We start from the raw sequence: 18,892 nt of genomic DNA on the forward strand, positions 1-18,892 counted from the left end.
CGGGGCGGCGTCACGGCAGGACGCCGAGGATGCTCACGCCGCCGGGGCCGACCGAGAGGGAGGCGACTCCCGGGGTGGGCGACGCCGCGGCCGGACGGTCCTGGAGCCAGAGGTAGACGCCCGCTCCGGCGAGCGCGGCGCCCACGGCGGCGCTCACACCCGAGAGGACGCGGCGGGAGGCGGCCTTCTCGCGCAGGGCGACGATCCGGGACACGTCGTTGGACGTGGGGTAGCGGCCATCGGCGTAGTAGGCATTGGAGTCGCGCATGGCCTTGTCGCCGTCGAGGACGAGGAAGCCGGCGAGTCCCAGGGCGGCGACGCCCACGCCCGCGGCGGTATAGGCGGCGGGCCTCTTCCAGCTCCGCCAGGGGGAGTCGCGGACCGAGGGCGCGACGACCATTTCCTCGACCGTGACGGGAGCGGGCTGAGCCACGACGGGAGGCGCCGTGGGCGCAGGTGCCTCGGCGGCGGGAGGGGCGGGCGGCGGCTCGGCGCGCGGGGGCGATCTCCTGGGAAGGATGCGCAATTGCCGCAGCAGCCGGAGGGCGAAGGGCCTGTTCCTGAGGTCCTCGGTGCCCTCGTCCTCTTTCAGGAGCTGCTCCGGGTCGCTCAGCCGGAGGGTCATCTTCCGGAGCTCCTGACCCTGGGTGTCCACCACGTGGCCGGAGACGAACGTGGGGACGCCGGGCTTGACGGTGACGAGGAGCGAGTGGCCCGACTGGGTTTCGGCGGCGAGTCGGCCGAGACACTCGAGGGACTCCTTGTTGGCGATGACGCACGACTTCTTGGGCTGCTTCTCGAGGAATGCGCTGACCTGCTCGTCGGGAACGTGCTTCACGCCGGTGCGAGCGATCGCGGCCGAGCAGGCGGCCTCGTAGCCCTGCGCCTTCTTCTTGTCCTTCTCGCCGATGACGACGCACGGATGGACGGCGACGAGAGTGATGTCGTCCTGCGCGGCGGCGTCGCGTGAGTGCACGGTGGGTGCGAGCAGCAGGGCGAGCGTGAGGAGGACGGAAGGGGAGGCGCGGGGGATCAGGGCGGACTCCTCGGAGGAGGGGAACACGTGTGCGGAATCAGGTCATCGCAGGGGAGTTCCCAGGACGCAACCTTCCGCGAGCGGGAACCCCATGCTATCCACGAAGACTGGACCGTCCAAGAGTGTGAAGAGGTGATCGTCGTGATGTGGCGCAAGGTCCTCGGACTGTTGCTGTTGGGCGCGCTCTGCGCGTGCACGCAGCCGATCAATCGGTGCGAGACCGCGACCGACTGTCGCTCTGGTGCACTGTGCCTGCAGAACGTCTGTGTCTACGACGGAGAGATCGACAGCCAGGCGTGTGACCGACCCTGCGCCACCTACGAGGCCTGTTCCGCGTTGACGTTGAAATGCCAGCCGCGGTTCACGGGGCTGGTGGTGAGTCCGAGCGACGCGACGGTGATCGATGGAGGAACGCTGTCCGTGCGGGCGGAGCTACAGGTGACGCCCGGGTTCGCGGCGAACTTCCCCGCGACGTTGAACATCGGTGTGACGCGAGTGGACGGAGGGACGGTCGCCTCGCTGCCGACGACGACGGAAGGTGATGGGGTCTACAGCACGCAGTGGAATCCCTCGGGGGAGGGCGCCTACCGGCTGACGGCGGCGTATCCCGAGCAGGGTGGGCCGAGCAGCACGGTGGGGCTGACGGTGGACACGACGGGCCCGTTGCTGTCGGTGGTGCCGACGGCCTCGCCGAGCCGGGAGCCGGATGGTGGCTTCCTCTACAAGGACCCCTCGGCACCGAGTGCGTGGCGTAGGGATCAGACGGCGACGGTGCGGGTCGAATCCAGTTCGACGGACCTGGATCCGCAAAGCGTGAGCGTGCTCGTGCGTGGATTCGACGGAGGGGTTGCGCTGGAGGGGCTGAGCCTGGCTTCGGCGACTCCGTGCGAGGGGAAAGCGTATTGCGCGACGGTCGATGTGCCCCTGTGGAAGCCGGGCCTGCCTGCGTTCCGCGGCGAGTTCGCCGTTGAAGTGAGTGCGAAGGATCGGGTGGGCAACCAGACTTCCGGTCGAGGGAGCATCCCCGTGACGCGCTGGAAGTGGCGACAAGATATTGTTTCAGCCACGATTACCGCCGCGCCCGCCGTGGGGAACAAAGGTGTCCTTTATGTCGGGACAACCAATGGCGGTAACAACGATGGGCGACTTCTGGCGCTCTCCGAGGATGGTCGTTTGCTATGGGAGGCGAGTACTGGAGCTGTCGTGGCCAGTCCTGCGGTGGGGAATGCGTTGCCTGATGGAACGGAACGTGTCTACGCTGCTCACAGAAAGGGCAGCAATAGTCGCGTTGGTTTCTATAAAGGTAGCAGTACTTTCATTACCCCGTGCACTGACTCCTCTTCGGCGGGAGTGCTCGTTCAATCGGCGCTGGCAATCGGTCAAGTCTCTGTAGGTAACGCCTCGGAAACAGTTTATGGCGTCTACACGGGGCGACTTGGAGGAACTCTCTTCGCTGTGCGTCCAGATGAGAGCGATTCTCTGGTTCAATGTCCGACGACTCCTAACACTGGCGATGTTGTTGCTCCGGGGTCGATGCTTGCTTCAGGGTCCTCTGTCGTTCTGGGCACTTCCACGGGCAGGTTGAAATCCTTCGCGCTGGGGGCCAATGGTTTCTGGAACAGCTCGGCGCAATGGGATCGTCCGCTCGGAGTGGTAAACCCCACGGCGATGGCCGTGGCGGATGGGAAGATCTTCGGCGGCAGCAACGATGGAACCAACAGCAGGCTGTTCACCGCGCCGCTGGATGGTGGGCAGGACCCGACGAACACCCCCACCGGCTCTCCGACCTGGAATGCCAGCATTGGTGGCTCGCCCGAGACCCGAGTGGTCGTGGGCCTCCAGAGCAACAACCTGCTCTCGTTGGATGCGGCGGATGGTGGGACGCAGAGCATCCAGACTCCCTCCGAGGTCATCAAGGGGGCTCCCGTCTGGGGCGCGGGTGGTTACGTTTACACCGCCAGCTCGACGAGTGGTGTCATCCAGGCGCGTCGGCCGTTGGAGCACATCGAGTGGCAATTCGACGCTGAATCCCCCATTGAAGCCTCGATGAACCTCGACTGTAGCCGGGCGGCGGATGGTGGCGTGCTGTCCGGCATGCCCGGGGTGTTGTACGCGGCGAGTCAGGACGGCAGGGTCTTCGCCATCGTCGTGGACAGCCCGGGGTTGGATTCCACCGCCCCCTGGCCCAAGTACCAGCACGATTCACGCAATACCGGCAATCCCGACACTCCTCTCACCTCTTGCCCCTAGGAGAAGCACGAGGCGGCTTGTCCTCGTGTCGTCACTCCCGACACTCGATGTAGAGACACCGGGCGGACTCGTCTAGGGTTCGCCCGCTTCCATTCCACCTCAAACATCCTGGACTCGCACCTATGTCATCTTTGTCCCGCTTGTTCGCCGCCGTCGTTACCCTGTCGCTGATTGGCCTTGCTTGCGCCACCACGGGCTCCTCCACGTCGGGTGGGTCCACGGTTGAGGAGGTTCCCAACGAGAACACCCCCACCGAGCGGCCCCAGATCCAGTTCCAGAAGATCACCGCCCCCGAGGGTTTCTCCGTGCAGCTCCCCGGTCAGCCCGAGGCCCAGCGCGGGAAGGTCTCCATCCCCGGTGGCGAGGTGCAGACCGCCTCCTGGGCCATCAATGACATCACCGGCGTGCTCTACTCCATCAGCACGCTTGATTATCCCGAGAAGGTCGTCTCGGCCCACCCGGCCGCTGCCTTCTTCAACGAGGGCAAGGCTGGTCTCGTCGGCAAGCTCAATGGCACCGTCAAGTCCGAGGAGGACATCACCCTCCAGGGCTACCCCGGCAAGTCCCTCACCATCTCCTCCGACTCCGGAGAGGTGCGCGCGCAGAACTTCCTCGTCGGGCCGCGCCTCTACACCCTGCTCGTTCTCTACAACCCGAGCATCGGTGCTCCCCAGGCCGACCAGTTCTTCTCCTCGCTCGAGCTGATCAACCCTCCGCCCTCCATCTCGCCGGCGCCCAAGGGCTCGGCGGCGGGCGACGGTGGGACTCCGGCGGGCGATGCCGGCACCCCCGCGGGTGACGCGGGCACCACCCCCGGTGACGCCGGCACTCCCGCGACCGATGCCGGCACTCCGGCCGGTGACGCGGGTACCCGCCGGTAGTCGTTGTCCTCGGGACCCGCGTGGCTTGTGCCCGCGGGTCCCCGTGCTTCACTGGGGCCAGTGGTAGCGATTGCCTTTGTTGCCCACGACCCAGATGTCTCCTGGATTGTTCGCCGCGATGTCTCGGAACTGACCGGGTGTTACCGAGCCGAGATCGAACGCCTTCGTCCACGCACTGCCGTTGTAATGGTAGACCCTCCCAGTCAGCGTGGAGATGTAGATGGAACGGCTCCCAAAGGCCACCACCGAGCTGAGGTGGTCACCCGGCGGCGTGGGCAAGAACTTGCTCCAGGCAGAACCATTCCAACCGTACATGGTTCCATTGTTGCCCACGGCATAGGCCAGCTTGGGATTCACGACCCAGACACCCAGGAGGGTGCCTCCTCCGTTGGGAATGGTCTCTGGACTCCAGTTCCCCGAGGTTTTGTCGAACCGGTAGATACTGGACGTGTTTGCCCCACCGACGGCGAACAGCGTGTCTTGTGAGAGGCCATGCACGTCCGTCAGCTCCTCGGACACGGACTGGGTGTCGTAGCTGGTGCCTTGGGGCGTGATCACCCGGAACGCACGTCCTTTGTCCGGGCCATTCGTGTTGAATCCCACGAAGTGGGCTTCGATGTCGTTTCCAAGGGGGAAGGCGGTGGCACCCTTGATGTGCGTATCCACGGACTTCTTCCCCGGGCTTACACACTGCTCGCTGGTCGGGTCGTACCGCGCCATGAACCCGTCGTTCCCTCCGAGCAGGGCGTCCCCTGAGCCCGGAGTCGTGGCAACGCTGTACACGCTTGCCCCTGCCGTGCAGGTGCTGAGGTCCTGGAAGCTCGTCTCTGTGGGTTTGCGCTGGTGGAAATTGTCACCGCCAGCGACCCACACGCCTCCATTTCCATAGAGCGCCACGGAATACCAAGTCTCCGAATCAGGCGAAGGCGATGGGTAGTTCGTCCAAGCTGGAGTCGTGGGACACACGTCCCCTTCATCCTTCTCGGTGTCGCAATCGTTGTCCGCCAGATCGCACACCTCGGCCGCATTGGGGTGGGTGAACCGGTTGCCATCATCGCAGTCCCCACTTTGGGTCGCGTATCCGGCACCTGGAGCACTGCACGTCAGGGGACCCGGGGTGTTCTGGCCGTATTGGTCGAAGTCGTTGTCCACGTAGTATTGAGTGGGAGGCGTCGTGGATTTGCACTGGGTACTTTTTCCACCCGGTGCGCACTCCTTCGCGCCCGTACACTGATTGCCCGCGTCGCACGCCACGCCTACGTCGAAGTCCTCGTCCTTCTGGTTGTCGCAGTCGTTGTCCAGCGCGTCGCAGAATTCCGGGGCGCCGGTGTACACGTTGTTCTTCGTGTCATCGCAGTCATCCGAGCTGGCGACGTAGTAGCTACTGGGCGCAGTGTCTCCGCAGACTTTCGTTCCCGCGCCCGTTGCGCCATGGCCGTCCTTGTCCCCATCCGGGTACCAGGTGCTCGTCACGACTTTGCACGCGGACTGAGTGGTTGTGACACATTCGATCGTGCCCCCACAGTTGAGTTCGCCCGTGCAGGTGGCGCCGGTGTTGAACCCCTCGTCGACCACGTCATCACAGTTGTCGTTCACCCCGTTGCACAGCTCGGTCGCGGTGCTGTAGCGCTCCTTGCGTTTGTCGTCGCAGTCGCGGTCGTTGTTCACGTAGCCCACCGGCTGGGCGCACTGGCTCAGGCCCTGCTGGGGGTCGCCTTCGCCGTCCCCATCCTGGTCGCGGTACCACTGGGGAATGACGTCCTGGCAGCTCATGGCTCCCACGGCATCACAGGCCCAGGTCTGGCACGTGCTCCCCGTGCCGCACTGCTGGCCGACCTTCTCGAAGCCCTCGTCTGGTTTGCCGTCGCAGTTGTCATCCCGGGTGTTGCACAGCTCCGCCTGCCCGGGGTGCACCGTGGCCTCGCCGTCATTGCAGTCCGTGCCGCCACTCGCCTTGGAGACGTAGCCATCCTCGTCCGTGTCATCCGCCACGAGCGTCAGCGCCGCGGAGGAGACGCCCCGGCCCACGTCGACGGAGTCCGACGCGGTGAACACGGGCTTGTCCGAGCACTGCTGCTCGAACGCCGTCGCGGTGACGGTGAGTATCGAGCCCCAGCCCTCCTCGCGAAACGCCGCCACCGTCACCTTCTCGCCGCGCTTCTTCCCCGCGAGCTGCTCCTGGAGCTCCATCGAGCGCTCCTCGCCCGCGCCTTGAGCGTCCTTCACGCTCACGCGGATGCAGCCGGGTTTGAAGTTCGGAAAGGAGATGGTGAGCTTCACCGCTCCCTGATCACGACAGCCAATGCTCAAGCAGGCCACCAGGCCCACGAGGAGTACGAGACGTGAGGACATGATCCGGTATCATGCCCTATTTCCGGACTCATCGAACGGAACGCACCCCTCGTGTAATCGCGGGCTGCCCGTGGCCGCCTGTCGCGCGAGTCTGGGGACGTTCAGGGGGCCCGAGCGCCCAGGGGAATCCGGGCGCGGGGATGGTAGTGGCCACCGAGGCTCTCGAAGAGCACGAGGCCATCCACCCGCGCCTCGCCCCAGCGCGCGTCCTGGAGGGCTCGCACGCACCCGGCCAGCTCCCGGTCTCCCCGGGGCTGTTTCGCCCGCGCCAGCGTGAGGTGCGCCACGTACGAGCGGTGCTCGGGCTCGAAGCCCAGGGGCCGCAATCCCTCCGCCACGTCCGCCTGGAGCGCGCCCAGCGCGGCCGTGTTCCCCTCGACTCCCGCCCACAGCACCCGCGGGTGTGACTGCGCCCCGAAGCTCCCTCCGCCCTGGATGCTCAGCACCAGGGGCTCATGCCGCGGCCCCACCTGCTCGAGCACCTGCTTCACCCGGGCGGCCCGCTCGTCGTCCACCTCTCCCAGGAAGTTCAGGGTCAGGTGCAGGTTGGCCGGAGGAACCCAGCGCGCGCGTGGCGCCAGGCCGCGCAACTGCTCCAGGGCCGCGGTGGCCGCCTCCTCCACGCTGCTGCCCAACGTCACGGCGACGAAGAGTCGCATGCTCATCTCCTCCGAGGAAGCTCCCACCGCACTTCATCTGGACAACCCAGGGGGTGGCGCCGCTGGGCTCACGGAATCACGGTGATGCGCTTGTCCGTCGGCGGGGTCAGCGGGTTGTGGGCCTCGAGGTAGGCCGCGAAGGCGTCGAGATCGATGGGGCCCGTGCGCAGATCCTGTCCCTGGGTGAAGACGCTGAACCCATCTCCTCCCGCGGCCAGGTAGTTCGTCTGCGTGACGCGGTAGGTGGCCGCCGGGTCCAGGGTCACGCCGTTGAGCTGGATGGACGCCGGGTCCACCTTTTTCCCCTGCGGTGCCGACACCGACCAGGAGTAGGTGAAGCCGGCCGACACCTGGAGGATGCGCGTGTTGGCGCCCTGGAACTGCTGCTCCAGCATTTGATGGATCTGCGCGCCGGTGAGCGTCAGCGTGGTCACGCTGTTGGAGAAGGGCTGCACGTTGAAGGTCTGCCCGTAGGTGATCTCCCCGGCGGGGATGTCCGTGCGCACGCCGCCCGGGTTGGTGACGGCGATGACCGCGCCCCCCTTGTCCGGCTCGCGCGTCGCCTCGAGAAACGCGTCCGCGATGGCGTTGCCCAGGAGCGACTCGCCCGACTGTCCGGCGGGGATCGTGGTGCGCGGGGGCATCTTGAGATCGACGGGAGTCCTGCCGATGACGCGATTGGCCAACGGGGCGGAGCGAGTGGCGTAGTCCTTCACCATCGTGTCCACGGTGGGGTTCGCCTCGTCCCGCGTGACGATGTGGTTGCTCGCTTCCACCGACACCACGTCCTTGGTGCCGGTGTCCAACACCAGGTCCACCTGGGAGATGGCGCGCCCGAAGCTGGACGCGCTCGTCACGCGCCGGCCGTCGATGACGCAGTTGTAGGCCTCGTGCGTGTGGCCGGAATGGATGAAATCCACCTCGGGATCCAGCCGCGAGACGATGTCCAGGATGGGGCCGGAGACGCCCTGGCAGCCGTCATACAGGCTCTTGTTGGCGGGATAGCCTCCCTCGTGGATGAGCACCACGATGGCCTCGACTCCCTGGGCCTTCAGCCCGGGCACGAGCGCGTTGACCGTGTCGGCCTCGTCCTGGAAGGAGAGCCCGGTGATGGTGGTCGGGTTGACGATTCCCGGCGTGCCCTCGAGCGTCATGCCGATGAAGGCCACCTTCACGCCCTCGAACTCGCGAATCTCGTAGGCGGGAAGCAGCGTCTCCCGGGTGGCCGTGTTCGTGAACACGTTGGCCGAGAGGTACTTGAACTTCGCGCCGGGGAAGGTCGTGCCGCTCTGGCACCCATCCACGGGGTGGCAGCCCCCGTTCTGCATGCGCAGCAGCTCGTCGCGGCCATCGTCGAACTCGTGGTTGCCCACGGAGGTGATGTCCAGGCCGATCTGGTTCAGCACCGCCACGGTGGGCTCGTCATGGAAGATGCCCGAGATGAGCGGCGAGGCGCCGATGAGGTCTCCCGCCGCCACGACCACGGTGTTGGGGTTCTGGGCCCGGAGCTGCTCGATGTGGGAGGCGAAGAAGGCCGCGCCGCCCGCGCTCACGGTGGTGGTGCCCCCGTCCGCGCCGACCGTGGCGAGGGTCCCATTGCTGCCCGTGGGCGGCTCCAGGTTGCCGTGGAAGTCGTTGAAGGCCAGCAGCTGGACGTGGATCTGCTTGGACTCGGGGGGTGTGGAGTCCCCGCCGCAACCGGCGTGCAGCGAGAACAAGGCGCCCGAGACGAGCGCTCCGAGCAGCAGGACGCGGGGGCGCGCCAGTGAGGAAGGGGAGAGCGGGGGAACGGACATGGGGGCAGTCCATATCCGAAATCCGGCCCGCCATCATCCCCGGGCCGGTCACAAGGGGGGGAGGGGCGCGCCGGGGGCGCTCCCCGCCACGCTCAGTAGGCCTTGGAGAAGACGATGCGTCCGGGAGATGGCTCCCCGGTGACCACGCACTTGCCGGGCTCCTGGGCGAGCGCGAACGGCCGGTTGCGCGTCGTCAGGCCCGTCTCCTCCTTGATGCGCGCCTCGACCTTGGGGTCCAGGTTCCAGTGCGCGAGCAGGAAGCCCGCGTCCGCCTTCTCCTTCATCTCCTCGTAGCTGTTGACCTCGAAGGTGTTGGCCTCGCGGAAGGCCTTGGCCTTGTCGAACAGGCTCTTCTGCATCGCGTCGAGCATCTCCTGGGCCTTGGCCACGGCCTGCTCCAGGGGGATGAACTCCTTCTGGCGCACGTCGCGGCGCACCATGACGCAGGTGCCCTTGGCCAGGTCCTTGGGGCCGAGCTCCACGCGCACACACGTGCCCGTCAGCTCGTGCTCGTTGTACTTGAAGCCCGGGGTCTTGTTGTCGTCGTCGTCCACCACCACGCTCAGGCCCGCCTTCTTCAGGTCCGCGGCGAGCGCGTGCGTCTTCTCGAGCACCTGCGTCTTCTCCGCGTCGCTGGCCTTGCCGGCGATGGGGATGATGACCACGTGCACGGGGGCGAGCTTGGGCGGCACGATGAGGCCCGCGTCATCCGAGTGCGTCATGATGAGGCCGCCGATGAGGCGCGTGGACACGCCCCAGGACGTCTGCCACACGTGGTGCTGCTTGCCGTCGCGGCCCTGGAACATGGTGTCGAAGGCCTTGGCGAAGTTCTGCCCCAGGTTGTGGCTGGTGCCCGCCTGCAGCGCCTTCTTGTCCTGCATCATCGCCTCGATGCTGTAGGTGCGCAGCGCGCCGGCGAACCGCTCCGACTCCGACTTGCGCCCCGTCATCACCGGCATCGCCATGTAGTCCTCGGCGAACGTCCGGTAGACCTCCAGCATCTGCAGGGTCTCCTTCTCCGCGTCGGCCTCCGTCTCGTGGCAGGTGTGGCCCTCCTGCCAGAGGAACTCGGTGGTGCGCAGGAACAGGCGCGTGCGCATCTCCCAGCGCATCACGTTGGCCCACTGGTTGATGAGCAGCGGCAGGTCCCGGTAGCTCTGCACCCACTTGGCGAAGGAGCGGTTGATGATGGTCTCGCTCGTGGGCCGGATGACGTAGGGCTCCTCGAGCTTGGCGCCGCCCGCGTGCGTCACCACGGCGAGCTGCGGGTTGAAGCCCTCGACGTGCTCGGCCTCCTTCTTCAGGTAGCTCTCGGGGATGAGCAGGGGGAAGTAGGCGTTCTTGTGGCCTAGGTCCTTGAACATCTTGTCCAGGACGCGCTGCATGTTCTCCCAGATGGCGTAGCCATTGGGACGGATGACCATGCAGCCCTTCACGTCCGAGTAGTCGGCGAGCTTCGCCTTCTGGACCAGGTCCACGTACCACTCGGAAAAGCCCTTCTCGCGCGGCGCCAGCTTCTCGGCCATCTGCTTGAAATCCTTCGGAAATGAGTGAGGCCCGTTGCCTACGCCGGGCCCTGCCCAAATGCAATGCCTCCCGAAGGCCTCGTGGCCAGGATTCAGCGCTCCAGCTCGAGGTCGTCGATGAAGGCCTCGTTGTTGCCCGACAGGGGCTGGAAGGCCAGGCCCCACACGCCCGACAGCGTCAGTCCGTCCTCGGGCGCGCCCGCGGGCTGCCCGTCCGTGCGCCGGGTGAAGGACGTCAGGGGCACGCTCACCCATTTCCAGCCCTTGAAGTCGTCCTGGAAGCGGTACTCGAAGCGCTCCGCCGCGTCGGCGCTCGGGCCGTTGTCGCGCAGCTCCACCCGGAACGGGTTGCCCGTCTGATAGCCCCTGAACCAGAAGTTCAGGTAGCGCACCCCCGTCCAGTCCTGGGGCTCGGAGAAGGTGCGCGCGGTGTACGCGTACGCCGTGGCGCTCGTGTTGTAGTCCAGGTACAGCGACTTGCCCTGGTGCCCCTGGTTGGACTGCCGGGCGGTGAGGCTCGCGCCCGTGCCCACCGTGCGCACCCACAGGGCGGCCTGCTCGGGGAGGTCGAAGCTCTCCAGCAGCTCGACGGGCGCGGCCGGGCCGTAGCGGACCTGCTCGACGCCCACGACGAGGGGGCTTCCCGGGTAGGTGAAGCGGCCCATCCAGGACGAGGTGGTGCCCACGTTCCCAGGCCAGAAGTTCACGAGGACCCGTCCCGGCACCGACGGCAGCTCTCCCTTGTAGCCCGTCTCGGAGTGGATGCGCTGATCGTCGACGTACCAGTGGATGACGTCGCGCGTCCACTCGATGCCGTAGGTGTGGAAGTCGTCCGCGGCGTCGAAGGGCAGGTTCACCCCCAGGTCATGCCGCTGCCCGTTGGTGATGTAGTTGAGGCGCAGGGCCTTGGTGTTCTGTCCGAGGATGGCCAGGTCGATGGCGTCCGAGCGCGTCGACTCGGCGGGACCCGTGGTGATGGCGAAGGCGGTCATCGTGCCCGGGGTGCGCACGGGCTTCATCCGCACCTCGTAGCGCCCATGGCCGTAATAGCGCTGGGTGGCGACCTCGCCCGAGGCGTAGGGCCGTCCGGAGCAGCCTCCCGTCGAGCAGGTCGCGGTGTCGAGGATCAGATCCAACCGGCCGTCGGTGACGACCGCGTGGTCCGCGCGCCAGCCCGCGTTGAAGTCCCCGCTGTTCGCCCAGCCGTCCGAGGGGCGCCAGCGCGCGAGGTCCAACGTGTCGAAGGGCTCGTCGAAGGCGGAGTAGTCGTCGCGCCACTCCAGGGAGGGAGGCTCGCCGAACTGGATGGGCGGCGGAGGGCCACTGGGATTCTGCCCACCGGGGGTGTTTCCGCCACCTCCCGGGCCGTCTCCATCCGGGGCTCCGTTCGAGCCGCAGGCCGTCAGGAGCAGAGCGAGGGCCATCCGCTTCCACATCGCGTCGCGAGCCATGGGGTACTCCTCTTCCAGGATGAGTGGGGGAGGCAGTGTAGCCCAGGGCTCGCGTCTTGCGCGCGAGGGGCAGCTCAGTAGGTGTTCGACGTGGCCTCGCGCACCTCGAACGTCATGTCGGCCTTGCGCAGCCGGTCGATGAGGCGGGTGCCCATGCCCGAGGCGGGGGTGAGGATGCCGCCCGCGGAGGGGATGTCATCGAAGGCGAGGCACAGCGCCGACTCGGCGAGCATCCGCGACGTCGCCGCGTAGCCGGGATCTCCCTTGGCGGCCACCTTGCCCTCCAGCTTCACCCGTCCTCCCGTCTTGGTCGACTGACCCTCGCCGAGCAGCTTGATGGAGAAGGACCCCTTCTCGCGCTGCTCCTCCGAGGGGCCGGTGCCGGGGGCGGGCAGCACGCGCTTCTCGAGCTCCTTGCGCACGCGCGACACGCTCGACAGCCCGAGGAAGGCACCCATTCCCGCGGTGAAGCTCGTGGCGGTGAGCAGTCCCTTCGCGCCGGGCCCGAAGCTGCTCGCCTCGGAGTAGAGGAAGTCCTTGCCCCAGGGGTAGCCGAGCAGGGCATTGGAGCGGCGCACCACGCGCGTGTTCACCGCGGCCATGAAGAAGGGGGCCGTCCAACTGCCCAGCTCCGCGTCGTAGCGCACGCCCATCTGGTCGCGCTCCTCGGGGCGGCCGCGCCGCGGCTCGGGGTCGAGCGCGTGGGTATTGCCGAGCACCCGGCGCAGGGACGGGTCCTTCTCCAGTTCGTCCATCATCTGCAGCATGCTCGCCACGGTGCCGCCGCTCACGCCGCCCTTGAGCTTCGTCGTGTAGTAGCGCACCCGGTCGCAGTGGCCCCCGTGCTGCGCGCGCATGTACTCCTGGAGCATGAGCACGCCCAGGTCCGAGGGGATGGAGTCGAAGCCGCAGGTGTGCACGATGCGCGCGCCGCTCTCACGGGCCTGGGCGTCGTGGGCGTCGATCATCCGGCGCATCCACTGCACCTCGCCCGTCAGGTCGCAGTAGTCGGTGCCGCCGCGGGCACAGGCCGCCACCAGCTCGTTGCCGTAGCGCGCGTAGGGGCCCACGGTGCTGATGATGACGCGGGTGCGGCCCACCAGCGTGTCCAGCGAGGCCGCGTCCTGGGCGTTCGCGAGCACCAGGGGCAGCTCGGCGCACGCGGCGTTGGCGCTGGCGATCTTCGCGCGCACCTGCTCGAGCTTGGAGCGGTCCCGGCCCGCGAGTGCCCAGCGTGCCCGGTGGGTGTCCTGGGTACGGGCGAGGTACTCCGCGACGAGGCGGCCGGTGAAGCCGGTGGCTCCCCAGACGATGACATCGAATTCGGGTTTGGCGGACTTGGGCATGGGCAAACGGTGCGGTTTGCCTGGAGGCCCTCCTGGGAGTCAATGTTTCCGCGCGGCTTGTTCACGCGCGCCGCGATTATTCCCAACGTTCGCGAGACGTGGGGGCGCGGGACCTGGCCGGCCGCTCCCCGGCCTGTCCTGGGAGGTAGGGAAGACGCGGCATGGAGGGGGCTGGCATCTTGCTCGCCACTTCATGCGAATCGACCGACTCCTCGCCGGCCTGTTTCTCGCGACCCCCCTCGCGTGTGCTTCGTCCTCCTCCGCCTCGCGTCACGAGGCGCTGTCCGAGCCCTCTTCCCTTCCGATGACTCAGTCGGTCGCCGCCCCGGCCCAGACGGTCTCCGTCGTGGCGCCCGGTCAGGAAGAGGTGGACTTGAGGGTGATGACCTTCAACATCCAGTCCGGCATCCAGGGACTCGACAAGGTGGCGGACGTCATCCGCTCCGCGGGTCCCGACATCGTCGCCCTGCAGGAAGTGGATGTCCGCTCCCTGAGGGCCAGCGGATTGGATCAGCCCGCGGTGCTCGCCGAGCGCACGGGGCTGCCGTACTACGCCCACTTCCGCACCACCTCGCTGTTCGGCGGGGACTATGGCGTGGCGCTCCTGTCGCGCTTCCCGCTGGAGTCCGTGCGGCAGCACCCGCTGCCCGTGGCGGAGGGCACCGAGCCGCGCACCCTGGCCCATGCCCTGGTGAAGGTGAACGGGCAGGAGGTGAGCGTCTACGTCACCCACCTCACCCGGCGGCCCTTCAACAACGCCATCCGCGTGCGCCAGAGCGCGGCCATCATGGCGCTGGTGGGCCAGGACCCCCGGCCCAAGCTGCTCATGGGCGACATGAACGACACGCCCGAGTCCAACTCGCTGCGGCTCTTCAAGCGCGAGCTCATGGACGTGTTCGCCCAGCGCGGCGAGGGCTCCGACATCACCTACCCCCTGCCCATCATCCCCAGCCTGCGCCTCGACTACGTCCTGGCGAGCGAGCGCTTCATGCCCCGGCGCAGCAAGGTCCTGCGCGTGAAGGCCTCGGATCATTACCCGGTGGTGGCCGAGCTCACCCTGCTCGGCCCCGTGCGAGCGCCCAGCCCCCAGCTCGTGTCGGGCGAGCCGAGCATGGCCTCTTCCGCTAGCAGCCAGTAGCCCTCCTCCCTCTCGCACGGGGAGTCGTCACACCTCGGTCTCATTGACTGTTCACTACCTGACAGTCGTGACCCCAGGGTCACGTGTTGGATGGGCAAGGTGTCAGCCAGCCAGCAGGTCCTGCAGGGGAGGGTACTCAGGGACATTCAATCTTCCGCGTCCAGGTCGCACCCTCCAGGCGGGGTGATTAACCGTCGATCCCCCACTCTTGCTGAGGGATGGCGACGATGAACTCCGCAATTACCCAGGGCTCCGCTCCCGTCATCCGCGCGGTGGAGCGACTGCTCCCGCCGCACTACTCCCCGCAGGAGCAGATCATCGGGGCGCTGCGGGATCTCTGGGCCACGAGGCACTACAACGTCGAGCGCCTGGAGGAGTTGCATCGCTCGGTGCAGGTGGACGGCCGCTTCCTCGCCCTGCCCATCGAGCAGTACCGCACGCTCACCACCTTCCAGCAGCGCAATGACGCATGGATCAAGGTGGCCAGCGATCTGGGCGAGCAGGTGGTGGGCAAGGCGTTGGAGCGCACGGGGCTCACGCCGCGGGACGTGGACCACCTCTTCTTCGTCACGGTGACGGGGATCTCCACGCCGAGCGTCGACGCGCGGTTGATGAACCGCATGCGCATGCGCTCGGACGTGAAGCGCACGCCCATCTTCGGGCTGGGGTGCGTGGCGGGGGCGGCGGGCGTGTCGCGCGCCTCGGACTACCTGCGCGCGTGGAAGGGCCAGACGGCGCTGCTCATCACCGTGGAGCTGTGTTCGCTGACGCTCCAGCGCGAGGACCTGTCCATCCCCAACATCATCGCCTCGGGGCTCTTCGGGGACGGGGCGGCGTGCGTGGTGCTGCAGGGCGCGGACAAGGCGCCGACGGCCGCGGGGCCGCGCATCGTGGCCACTCGCTCGGTGCTCTTCCCGGACACCGAGCGCATCATGGGCTGGGACGTGGTGGACTCGGGCTTCAAGGTGGTGCTGTCGGCCAAGGTGCCGCAGCTGGTGCGCGAGCACATCCGTCGGGACGTGGACGGCTTCCTCGGTGAGCATGGGCTCACGCGCGAGGACATCAAGCACTGGGTGGCGCACACCGGTGGCCCCAAGGTGTTGCAGGCCTTCGAGGACTCCCTGGAGCTGGTGGCCGGCTCGCTGGAGCGCTCGTGGAAGTCCCTGCACGAGGTGGGCAACCTCTCCTCGGCCTCGGTGCTCTTCGTGCTGGGGGACACGCTGGAGTCGGGCGTGGCCCAGCCCGGGGACTGGGGCGTGATGATGGCCATGGGTCCGGGCTTCTGCGCCGAACTCGTGCTGCTGCGCTGGTGAGCCGGCGGGACGGCTCGCCCCTTTCGAGGCTCCTGCCAGGGGGGTCTCGCTTCCTTGCCGGAGGTACTCCGTGGTTGAGCATGAGCTGGTCGTCCTCGATGAAATCCGCCGCATCGTTTCCCAGGAGCTGGAGTGGAGTGGCCCGGTGGAGCCCGTGCATCACCTGATGCGTGACCTGCAGCTCGACAGCCTGGGCCTCACGGTGCTGGCGGTGGAGCTGGAGAACCGCTTCCGCATCCGCCTGTCCATGGAGGACTCGGTGGGCGTGGTGACGGTGGGAGATCTCATGCACCTGGTGGCCTCGCGGGTGTCGGGCGGCGCCCGGGACGCCTTCGTGGAGGGCGCGCCATGAAGGGGCCCCCGCTGCCGCGCGTGAAGTACCCCACGCTCAACGAGGCCCTGGAGGGCGCGGCCCGTGGGCCGCTCGGGCTCGTCTTCGTGGACGCGGCCGAGCGCGAGACGCACCTGCCCTGGGCCCAGGTGTACGAGCGGGCCCGCCGCACGGCCTCGGGGCTGCACCGCCTGGGGGTGCGGCCCGGAGACCGGGTGGCGCTGCTGCTGCCCACCTCGCCGGGCTTCATGGACGCCTTCTTCGGCACGCTGCTGGCGGGCGCGGTGCCGGTGCCGCTCTATCCCCCGGTGCGCCTGGGCCGGCTGGAGGAGTACCACCGCTCGACGGCGCGCATGTTGGAGGTGTCCGGCGCGTCCGTGGTGCTCACGGACTCGAAGGTGCGGCTGCTGCTGGGCACGCCCGTGGCGGCGGCGCGTCCCCGGCTCGGGTGCCTGACGGTGGAGGACGTGTCGCGCGAGGGCGGGGACCTGGCGCTGTCCGTCACGCCCCAGTCCCTGGGCCTCATCCAGTTCTCGTCGGGCTCCACGGTGGACCCCAAGCCGGTGGCGTTGCGCCAAGACAACCTGATGGCGCAGCTCGCGGCGCTGGCGGCGGAGATTCCGCCGCCGCTCGAGGGCGATCCCGTGGGCGTGTCGTGGCTGCCGCTCTACCACGACATGGGCCTCATCGGCTGTCTGCTCTCGGCGCTGTACTACCCGGGGCGCATGGTGCTCATCCCGCCCGAGGTGTTCCTCGCGCGGCCGGCGCTGTGGCTGCGCGCCCTGTCGCGCCACCGCGGCTTCGTGTCGCCCGCGCCCAACTTCGCCTATGGGCTGTGTCTCAAACGGGTGAAGGACGCGGAGATGGAGGGCGTGGAGCTGTCGGCCTGGAGGCACGCGCTCAATGGCGCGGAGCCCGTGTCGCTGGAGACGCTGCGGCGCTTCGGCGAGCGCTTCTCGCGCTGGGGCTTCCAGCTGGGGGCGATGCGGCCCGTGTATGGACTGAGCGAGGCGTCGCTCGCCGTCACCTTCCCGGTGGCGGGCCGGGGGCCGTACGCGCTCGGGGTGGACGCACGGGTGCTGGCCATGGAGCGGCGCGTGGTGGAGGGCGAGCGCCCGGTGGTGTCCGTGGGACGTCCGGTGGCGGGCTTCGAGGTGCAGGTGCGCGACTCGCTGGGCCACGTGCTGCCGGAGCGGCAGGTGGGGCGGGTGTTCGCCCGGGGCCCCTCGGTGATGGAGGGCTACTTCGGCCTGCCCGAGGCCACGGTGCGCGCGCTGGACGAGGCGGGCTGGCTGGACACGGGGGACCTGGGCTTCGAGGCGGACGGTGAGCTGTTCCTCACCGGCCGCGCGAAGGACCTGGTCATCATCCGCGGCGCCAACCACGCGCCCCAGGAGTTCGAGGAGGCGCTGGAGGGCGTGGAGGGCCTGCGCGCGGGGTGCGCGGTGGCGCTGGGCTTCACCCCCGAGGACAGCCAGGACGAGGCCCTGCTGGTGCTCGCCGAGCATGCGCCGGGGGCGCGGGTGGAGGGCCTGGAGGAGCGGGTGCGGGAGGCGGTGCTGGCGAGCACGGGCGTGCGGCCCCACACGGTGCGCGTGTTGGAGCCGGGCACGCTGCCGCGCACCTCCAGTGGCAAGCTGCGCCGCGGCGAGGCCTTGCGGCGCTTCCTCGCCAACGAGCTGAGCGCTCCCAAGAAGGTGAAGACGGTGGGGCTCATGGTGGAGATGGCCCGGAGCGCGCTGGCCTTCGCCCGGACGGGACGCGAGGAGTAAGGCGCGGTTGCGACAGGCCCTCGGAAAACGAAGACGCCGGGCACGCGGTCGAGGCGTGCTCCGGCGTCGGGACGGCGGGACTTCAGGCGGGGATCAGATCCCGCGGTACTGCTTGGTCAGGGTGTCCATGCGCTCGATCTGGCCCGCGGAGAAGGTGTTCATGCAGGCGTCGTCGCTGTAGTCCATGAAGTTGGTGATGGGATCCAGGCCGGTGGAGGAGCAGGTGTCGCGGCCCGTGGGGCAGCCCGACGCCGGGGTGGACTCGGCCGGGGTGTCGCTCACGCTGTCGTTCGTGGTGGTGCAGCCGCCCTGGAAGGTGTGGTACAGGCCCAGCCAGTGGCCGACCTCGTGGGTCGCCGTGTCACCCTGGTTGAAGGGGGCCGCGCTGCCGCCGGGCAGCGAGCTGTAGAGGATGACCACGCCGTCCATCTTCGGCTGCGAGGAGTAGCTGGAGGGGAAGGTCGCCCAGCCCAGCAGGCCGCCGCCCATGTTGTTGGAGTAGACGTTGAGGTCGCCCGCGCCGCCCTTGCGCAGCGCGTTCTTCATCTGCGTCTCGTACGTGCCACCCGTGGTGGTGTACCAGGAGTTGTTGGCGGTCGTGTCCGTGCTCACGAGCGAGAACTTGAAGGGCGTCTTCGAGTAGGCGGCGTTGAGCACGGAGATCTGGTTGGCGATCGCCGTGGCGCTCAGGGCGCCAGCGCCCGAGGTGTTGGTGATGGTGTGCCAGTAGACCTTGATGGTCACCGAGCCCGGGGTGCGCGCCTGTCCCTTGACGCTTCCCGCGATGGCCTGCTCCACCGCGTTGCGCTCGGCCTCGCTCAGGTCCTTCGTCACGCAGCCGCGCGCGAAGTCCTGCTCCTGGGTCGTCGGCTCCTCGACGGGCAGCTGCTCCACGTCCGTGCAACCACCGAGCGCCAGGACCGCACCCAGGACCACCGCGAACTTGCCACTCTTCGACACGACGCTGCGGGACATTCCAACTCCTCGGGAGGAAAGTTGGAAATCTTCTACTTTAGTGAATCAGGGCAAGCAAGGTGCCGA

The 18,892-nt window shown here is 68.0% G+C and carries 14 protein-coding genes; 6 read left to right on the plus strand and 8 right to left on the minus strand.

Features of this window, described 5'->3' with window-relative positions; all coding sequences use genetic code 11:
* Nucleotides 1-10: 10 nt before the first annotated feature.
* A complete protein-coding gene (locus D187_RS19615) occupies nucleotides 11-1,063 on the minus strand; it encodes a hypothetical protein (protein ID WP_002632176.1) in 1,053 nt (350 codons plus the stop codon).
* Here D187_RS19615 and D187_RS55285 point away from each other — a divergent pair, their 5' ends adjacent.
* Nucleotides 1,064-3,286 (plus strand): PQQ-binding-like beta-propeller repeat protein, encoded by a 2,223-nt coding sequence (locus tag D187_RS55285; protein ID WP_002632177.1) that lies wholly within the window; start codon nucleotides 1,064-1,066, stop codon nucleotides 3,284-3,286. It begins immediately after the preceding gene.
* Nucleotides 3,287-3,408: 122 nt separating this feature from the next.
* Nucleotides 3,409-4,167: a hypothetical protein gene (locus D187_RS19625; RefSeq protein WP_043430611.1), complete on the plus strand. Its 759-nt coding sequence runs from the start codon at nucleotides 3,409-3,411 to the stop codon at nucleotides 4,165-4,167.
* Nucleotides 4,168-4,215: 48 nt separating this feature from the next.
* Here D187_RS19625 and D187_RS19630 read toward each other — a convergent pair whose 3' ends face one another.
* The 6 genes from D187_RS19630 to D187_RS19655 form a co-directional block, all read right to left on the minus strand.
* A complete protein-coding gene (locus D187_RS19630) occupies nucleotides 4,216-6,519 on the minus strand; it encodes a putative metal-binding motif-containing protein (protein WP_020918139.1) in 2,304 nt (767 codons plus the stop codon).
* A gap of 101 nt (nucleotides 6,520-6,620) precedes the next feature.
* Nucleotides 6,621-7,178 carry an RNA 2',3'-cyclic phosphodiesterase gene (gene thpR, locus D187_RS19635; RefSeq protein WP_043430613.1) on the minus strand — a complete coding sequence of 186 codons (558 nt, stop codon included), beginning with the start codon at nucleotides 7,176-7,178 and terminating at the stop codon, nucleotides 6,621-6,623.
* 68 nt (nucleotides 7,179-7,246) lie between these two features.
* Entirely contained in the window at nucleotides 7,247-8,974 is a 1,728-nt protein-coding gene (locus D187_RS19640) for a bifunctional metallophosphatase/5'-nucleotidase (RefSeq protein ID WP_002622585.1), read from the minus strand.
* A gap of 92 nt (nucleotides 8,975-9,066) precedes the next feature.
* Nucleotides 9,067-10,500 (minus strand): proline--tRNA ligase, encoded by a 1,434-nt coding sequence (gene proS / locus D187_RS19645; protein ID WP_002622584.1) that lies wholly within the window; start codon nucleotides 10,498-10,500, stop codon nucleotides 9,067-9,069.
* 92 nt (nucleotides 10,501-10,592) lie between these two features.
* Nucleotides 10,593-11,951 carry a family 16 glycosylhydrolase gene (locus D187_RS50115; RefSeq protein ID WP_002622583.1) on the minus strand — a complete coding sequence of 453 codons (1,359 nt, stop codon included), beginning with the start codon at nucleotides 11,949-11,951 and terminating at the stop codon, nucleotides 10,593-10,595.
* A 74-nt stretch (nucleotides 11,952-12,025) separates the two neighbouring features.
* A complete protein-coding gene (locus D187_RS19655; RefSeq protein ID WP_043430615.1) occupies nucleotides 12,026-13,297 on the minus strand; it encodes a saccharopine dehydrogenase family protein in 1,272 nt (423 codons plus the stop codon).
* A gap of 304 nt (nucleotides 13,298-13,601) precedes the next feature.
* On the opposite strand from D187_RS19655, the gene D187_RS19660 reads away from it, so the two are divergent.
* From D187_RS19660 to D187_RS19675, 4 genes are all read left to right on the plus strand, one after another.
* On the plus strand, nucleotides 13,602-14,435 hold the full coding sequence (locus D187_RS19660; RefSeq protein WP_245591765.1) for an endonuclease/exonuclease/phosphatase family protein: 834 nt from the start codon (nucleotides 13,602-13,604) through the stop codon (nucleotides 14,433-14,435).
* 227 nt (nucleotides 14,436-14,662) lie between these two features.
* Complete coding sequence (locus D187_RS19665) at nucleotides 14,663-15,748, plus strand: type III polyketide synthase (RefSeq protein ID WP_020918140.1); 1,086 nt, start codon at nucleotides 14,663-14,665, stop codon at nucleotides 15,746-15,748.
* 70 nt (nucleotides 15,749-15,818) lie between these two features.
* Nucleotides 15,819-16,100, plus strand: a complete 282-nt coding sequence (locus D187_RS19670) for an acyl carrier protein (protein WP_002622579.1) — start codon at nucleotides 15,819-15,821, stop codon at nucleotides 16,098-16,100.
* Nucleotides 16,097-17,851 carry a fatty acyl-AMP ligase gene (locus tag D187_RS19675; RefSeq protein ID WP_002622578.1) on the plus strand — a complete coding sequence of 585 codons (1,755 nt, stop codon included), beginning with the start codon at nucleotides 16,097-16,099 and terminating at the stop codon, nucleotides 17,849-17,851. The genes D187_RS19670 and D187_RS19675 overlap by 4 nt, the downstream gene beginning before the upstream one ends.
* Before the next feature lie 93 nt (nucleotides 17,852-17,944).
* On the opposite strand, the gene D187_RS19680 is transcribed toward D187_RS19675, so the two are convergent.
* Entirely contained in the window at nucleotides 17,945-18,826 is an 882-nt protein-coding gene (locus D187_RS19680; RefSeq protein WP_002622577.1) for a zinc metalloprotease, read from the minus strand.
* Nucleotides 18,827-18,892 lie beyond the last annotated feature (66 nt).

The sequence above is a fragment of the Cystobacter fuscus DSM 2262 genome (assembly GCF_000335475.2).
GTDB lineage: Bacteria > Myxococcota > Myxococcia > Myxococcales > Myxococcaceae > Cystobacter > Cystobacter fuscus.

Excerpts from the sequence above, each read along its gene's own strand:
- D187_RS19625 (WP_043430611.1), top strand. The coding sequence starts at position 3,409 with ATGTCATCTTTGTCCCGCTTGTTCGCCGCCGTCGTTACCCTGTCGCTG.
- D187_RS19630 (WP_020918139.1), bottom strand. The coding sequence starts at position 6,519 with ATGTCCTCACGTCTCGTACTCCTCGTGGGCCTGGTGGCCTGCTTGAGC.
- thpR (WP_043430613.1), bottom strand. The coding sequence starts at position 7,178 with ATGCGACTCTTCGTCGCCGTGACGTTGGGCAGCAGCGTGGAGGAGGCG.
- D187_RS19640 (WP_002622585.1), bottom strand. The coding sequence starts at position 8,974 with ATGTCCGTTCCCCCGCTCTCCCCTTCCTCACTGGCGCGCCCCCGCGTC.
- proS (WP_002622584.1), bottom strand. The coding sequence starts at position 10,500 with ATGGCCGAGAAGCTGGCGCCGCGCGAGAAGGGCTTTTCCGAGTGGTAC.
- D187_RS50115 (WP_002622583.1), bottom strand. The coding sequence starts at position 11,951 with ATGGCTCGCGACGCGATGTGGAAGCGGATGGCCCTCGCTCTGCTCCTG.
- D187_RS19655 (WP_043430615.1), bottom strand. The coding sequence starts at position 13,297 with ATGCCCAAGTCCGCCAAACCCGAATTCGATGTCATCGTCTGGGGAGCC.
- D187_RS19660 (WP_245591765.1), top strand. The coding sequence starts at position 13,602 with ATGACTCAGTCGGTCGCCGCCCCGGCCCAGACGGTCTCCGTCGTGGCG.
- D187_RS19665 (WP_020918140.1), top strand. The coding sequence starts at position 14,663 with ATGAACTCCGCAATTACCCAGGGCTCCGCTCCCGTCATCCGCGCGGTG.
- D187_RS19675 (WP_002622578.1), top strand. The coding sequence starts at position 16,097 with ATGAAGGGGCCCCCGCTGCCGCGCGTGAAGTACCCCACGCTCAACGAG.
- D187_RS19680 (WP_002622577.1), bottom strand. The coding sequence starts at position 18,826 with ATGTCCCGCAGCGTCGTGTCGAAGAGTGGCAAGTTCGCGGTGGTCCTG.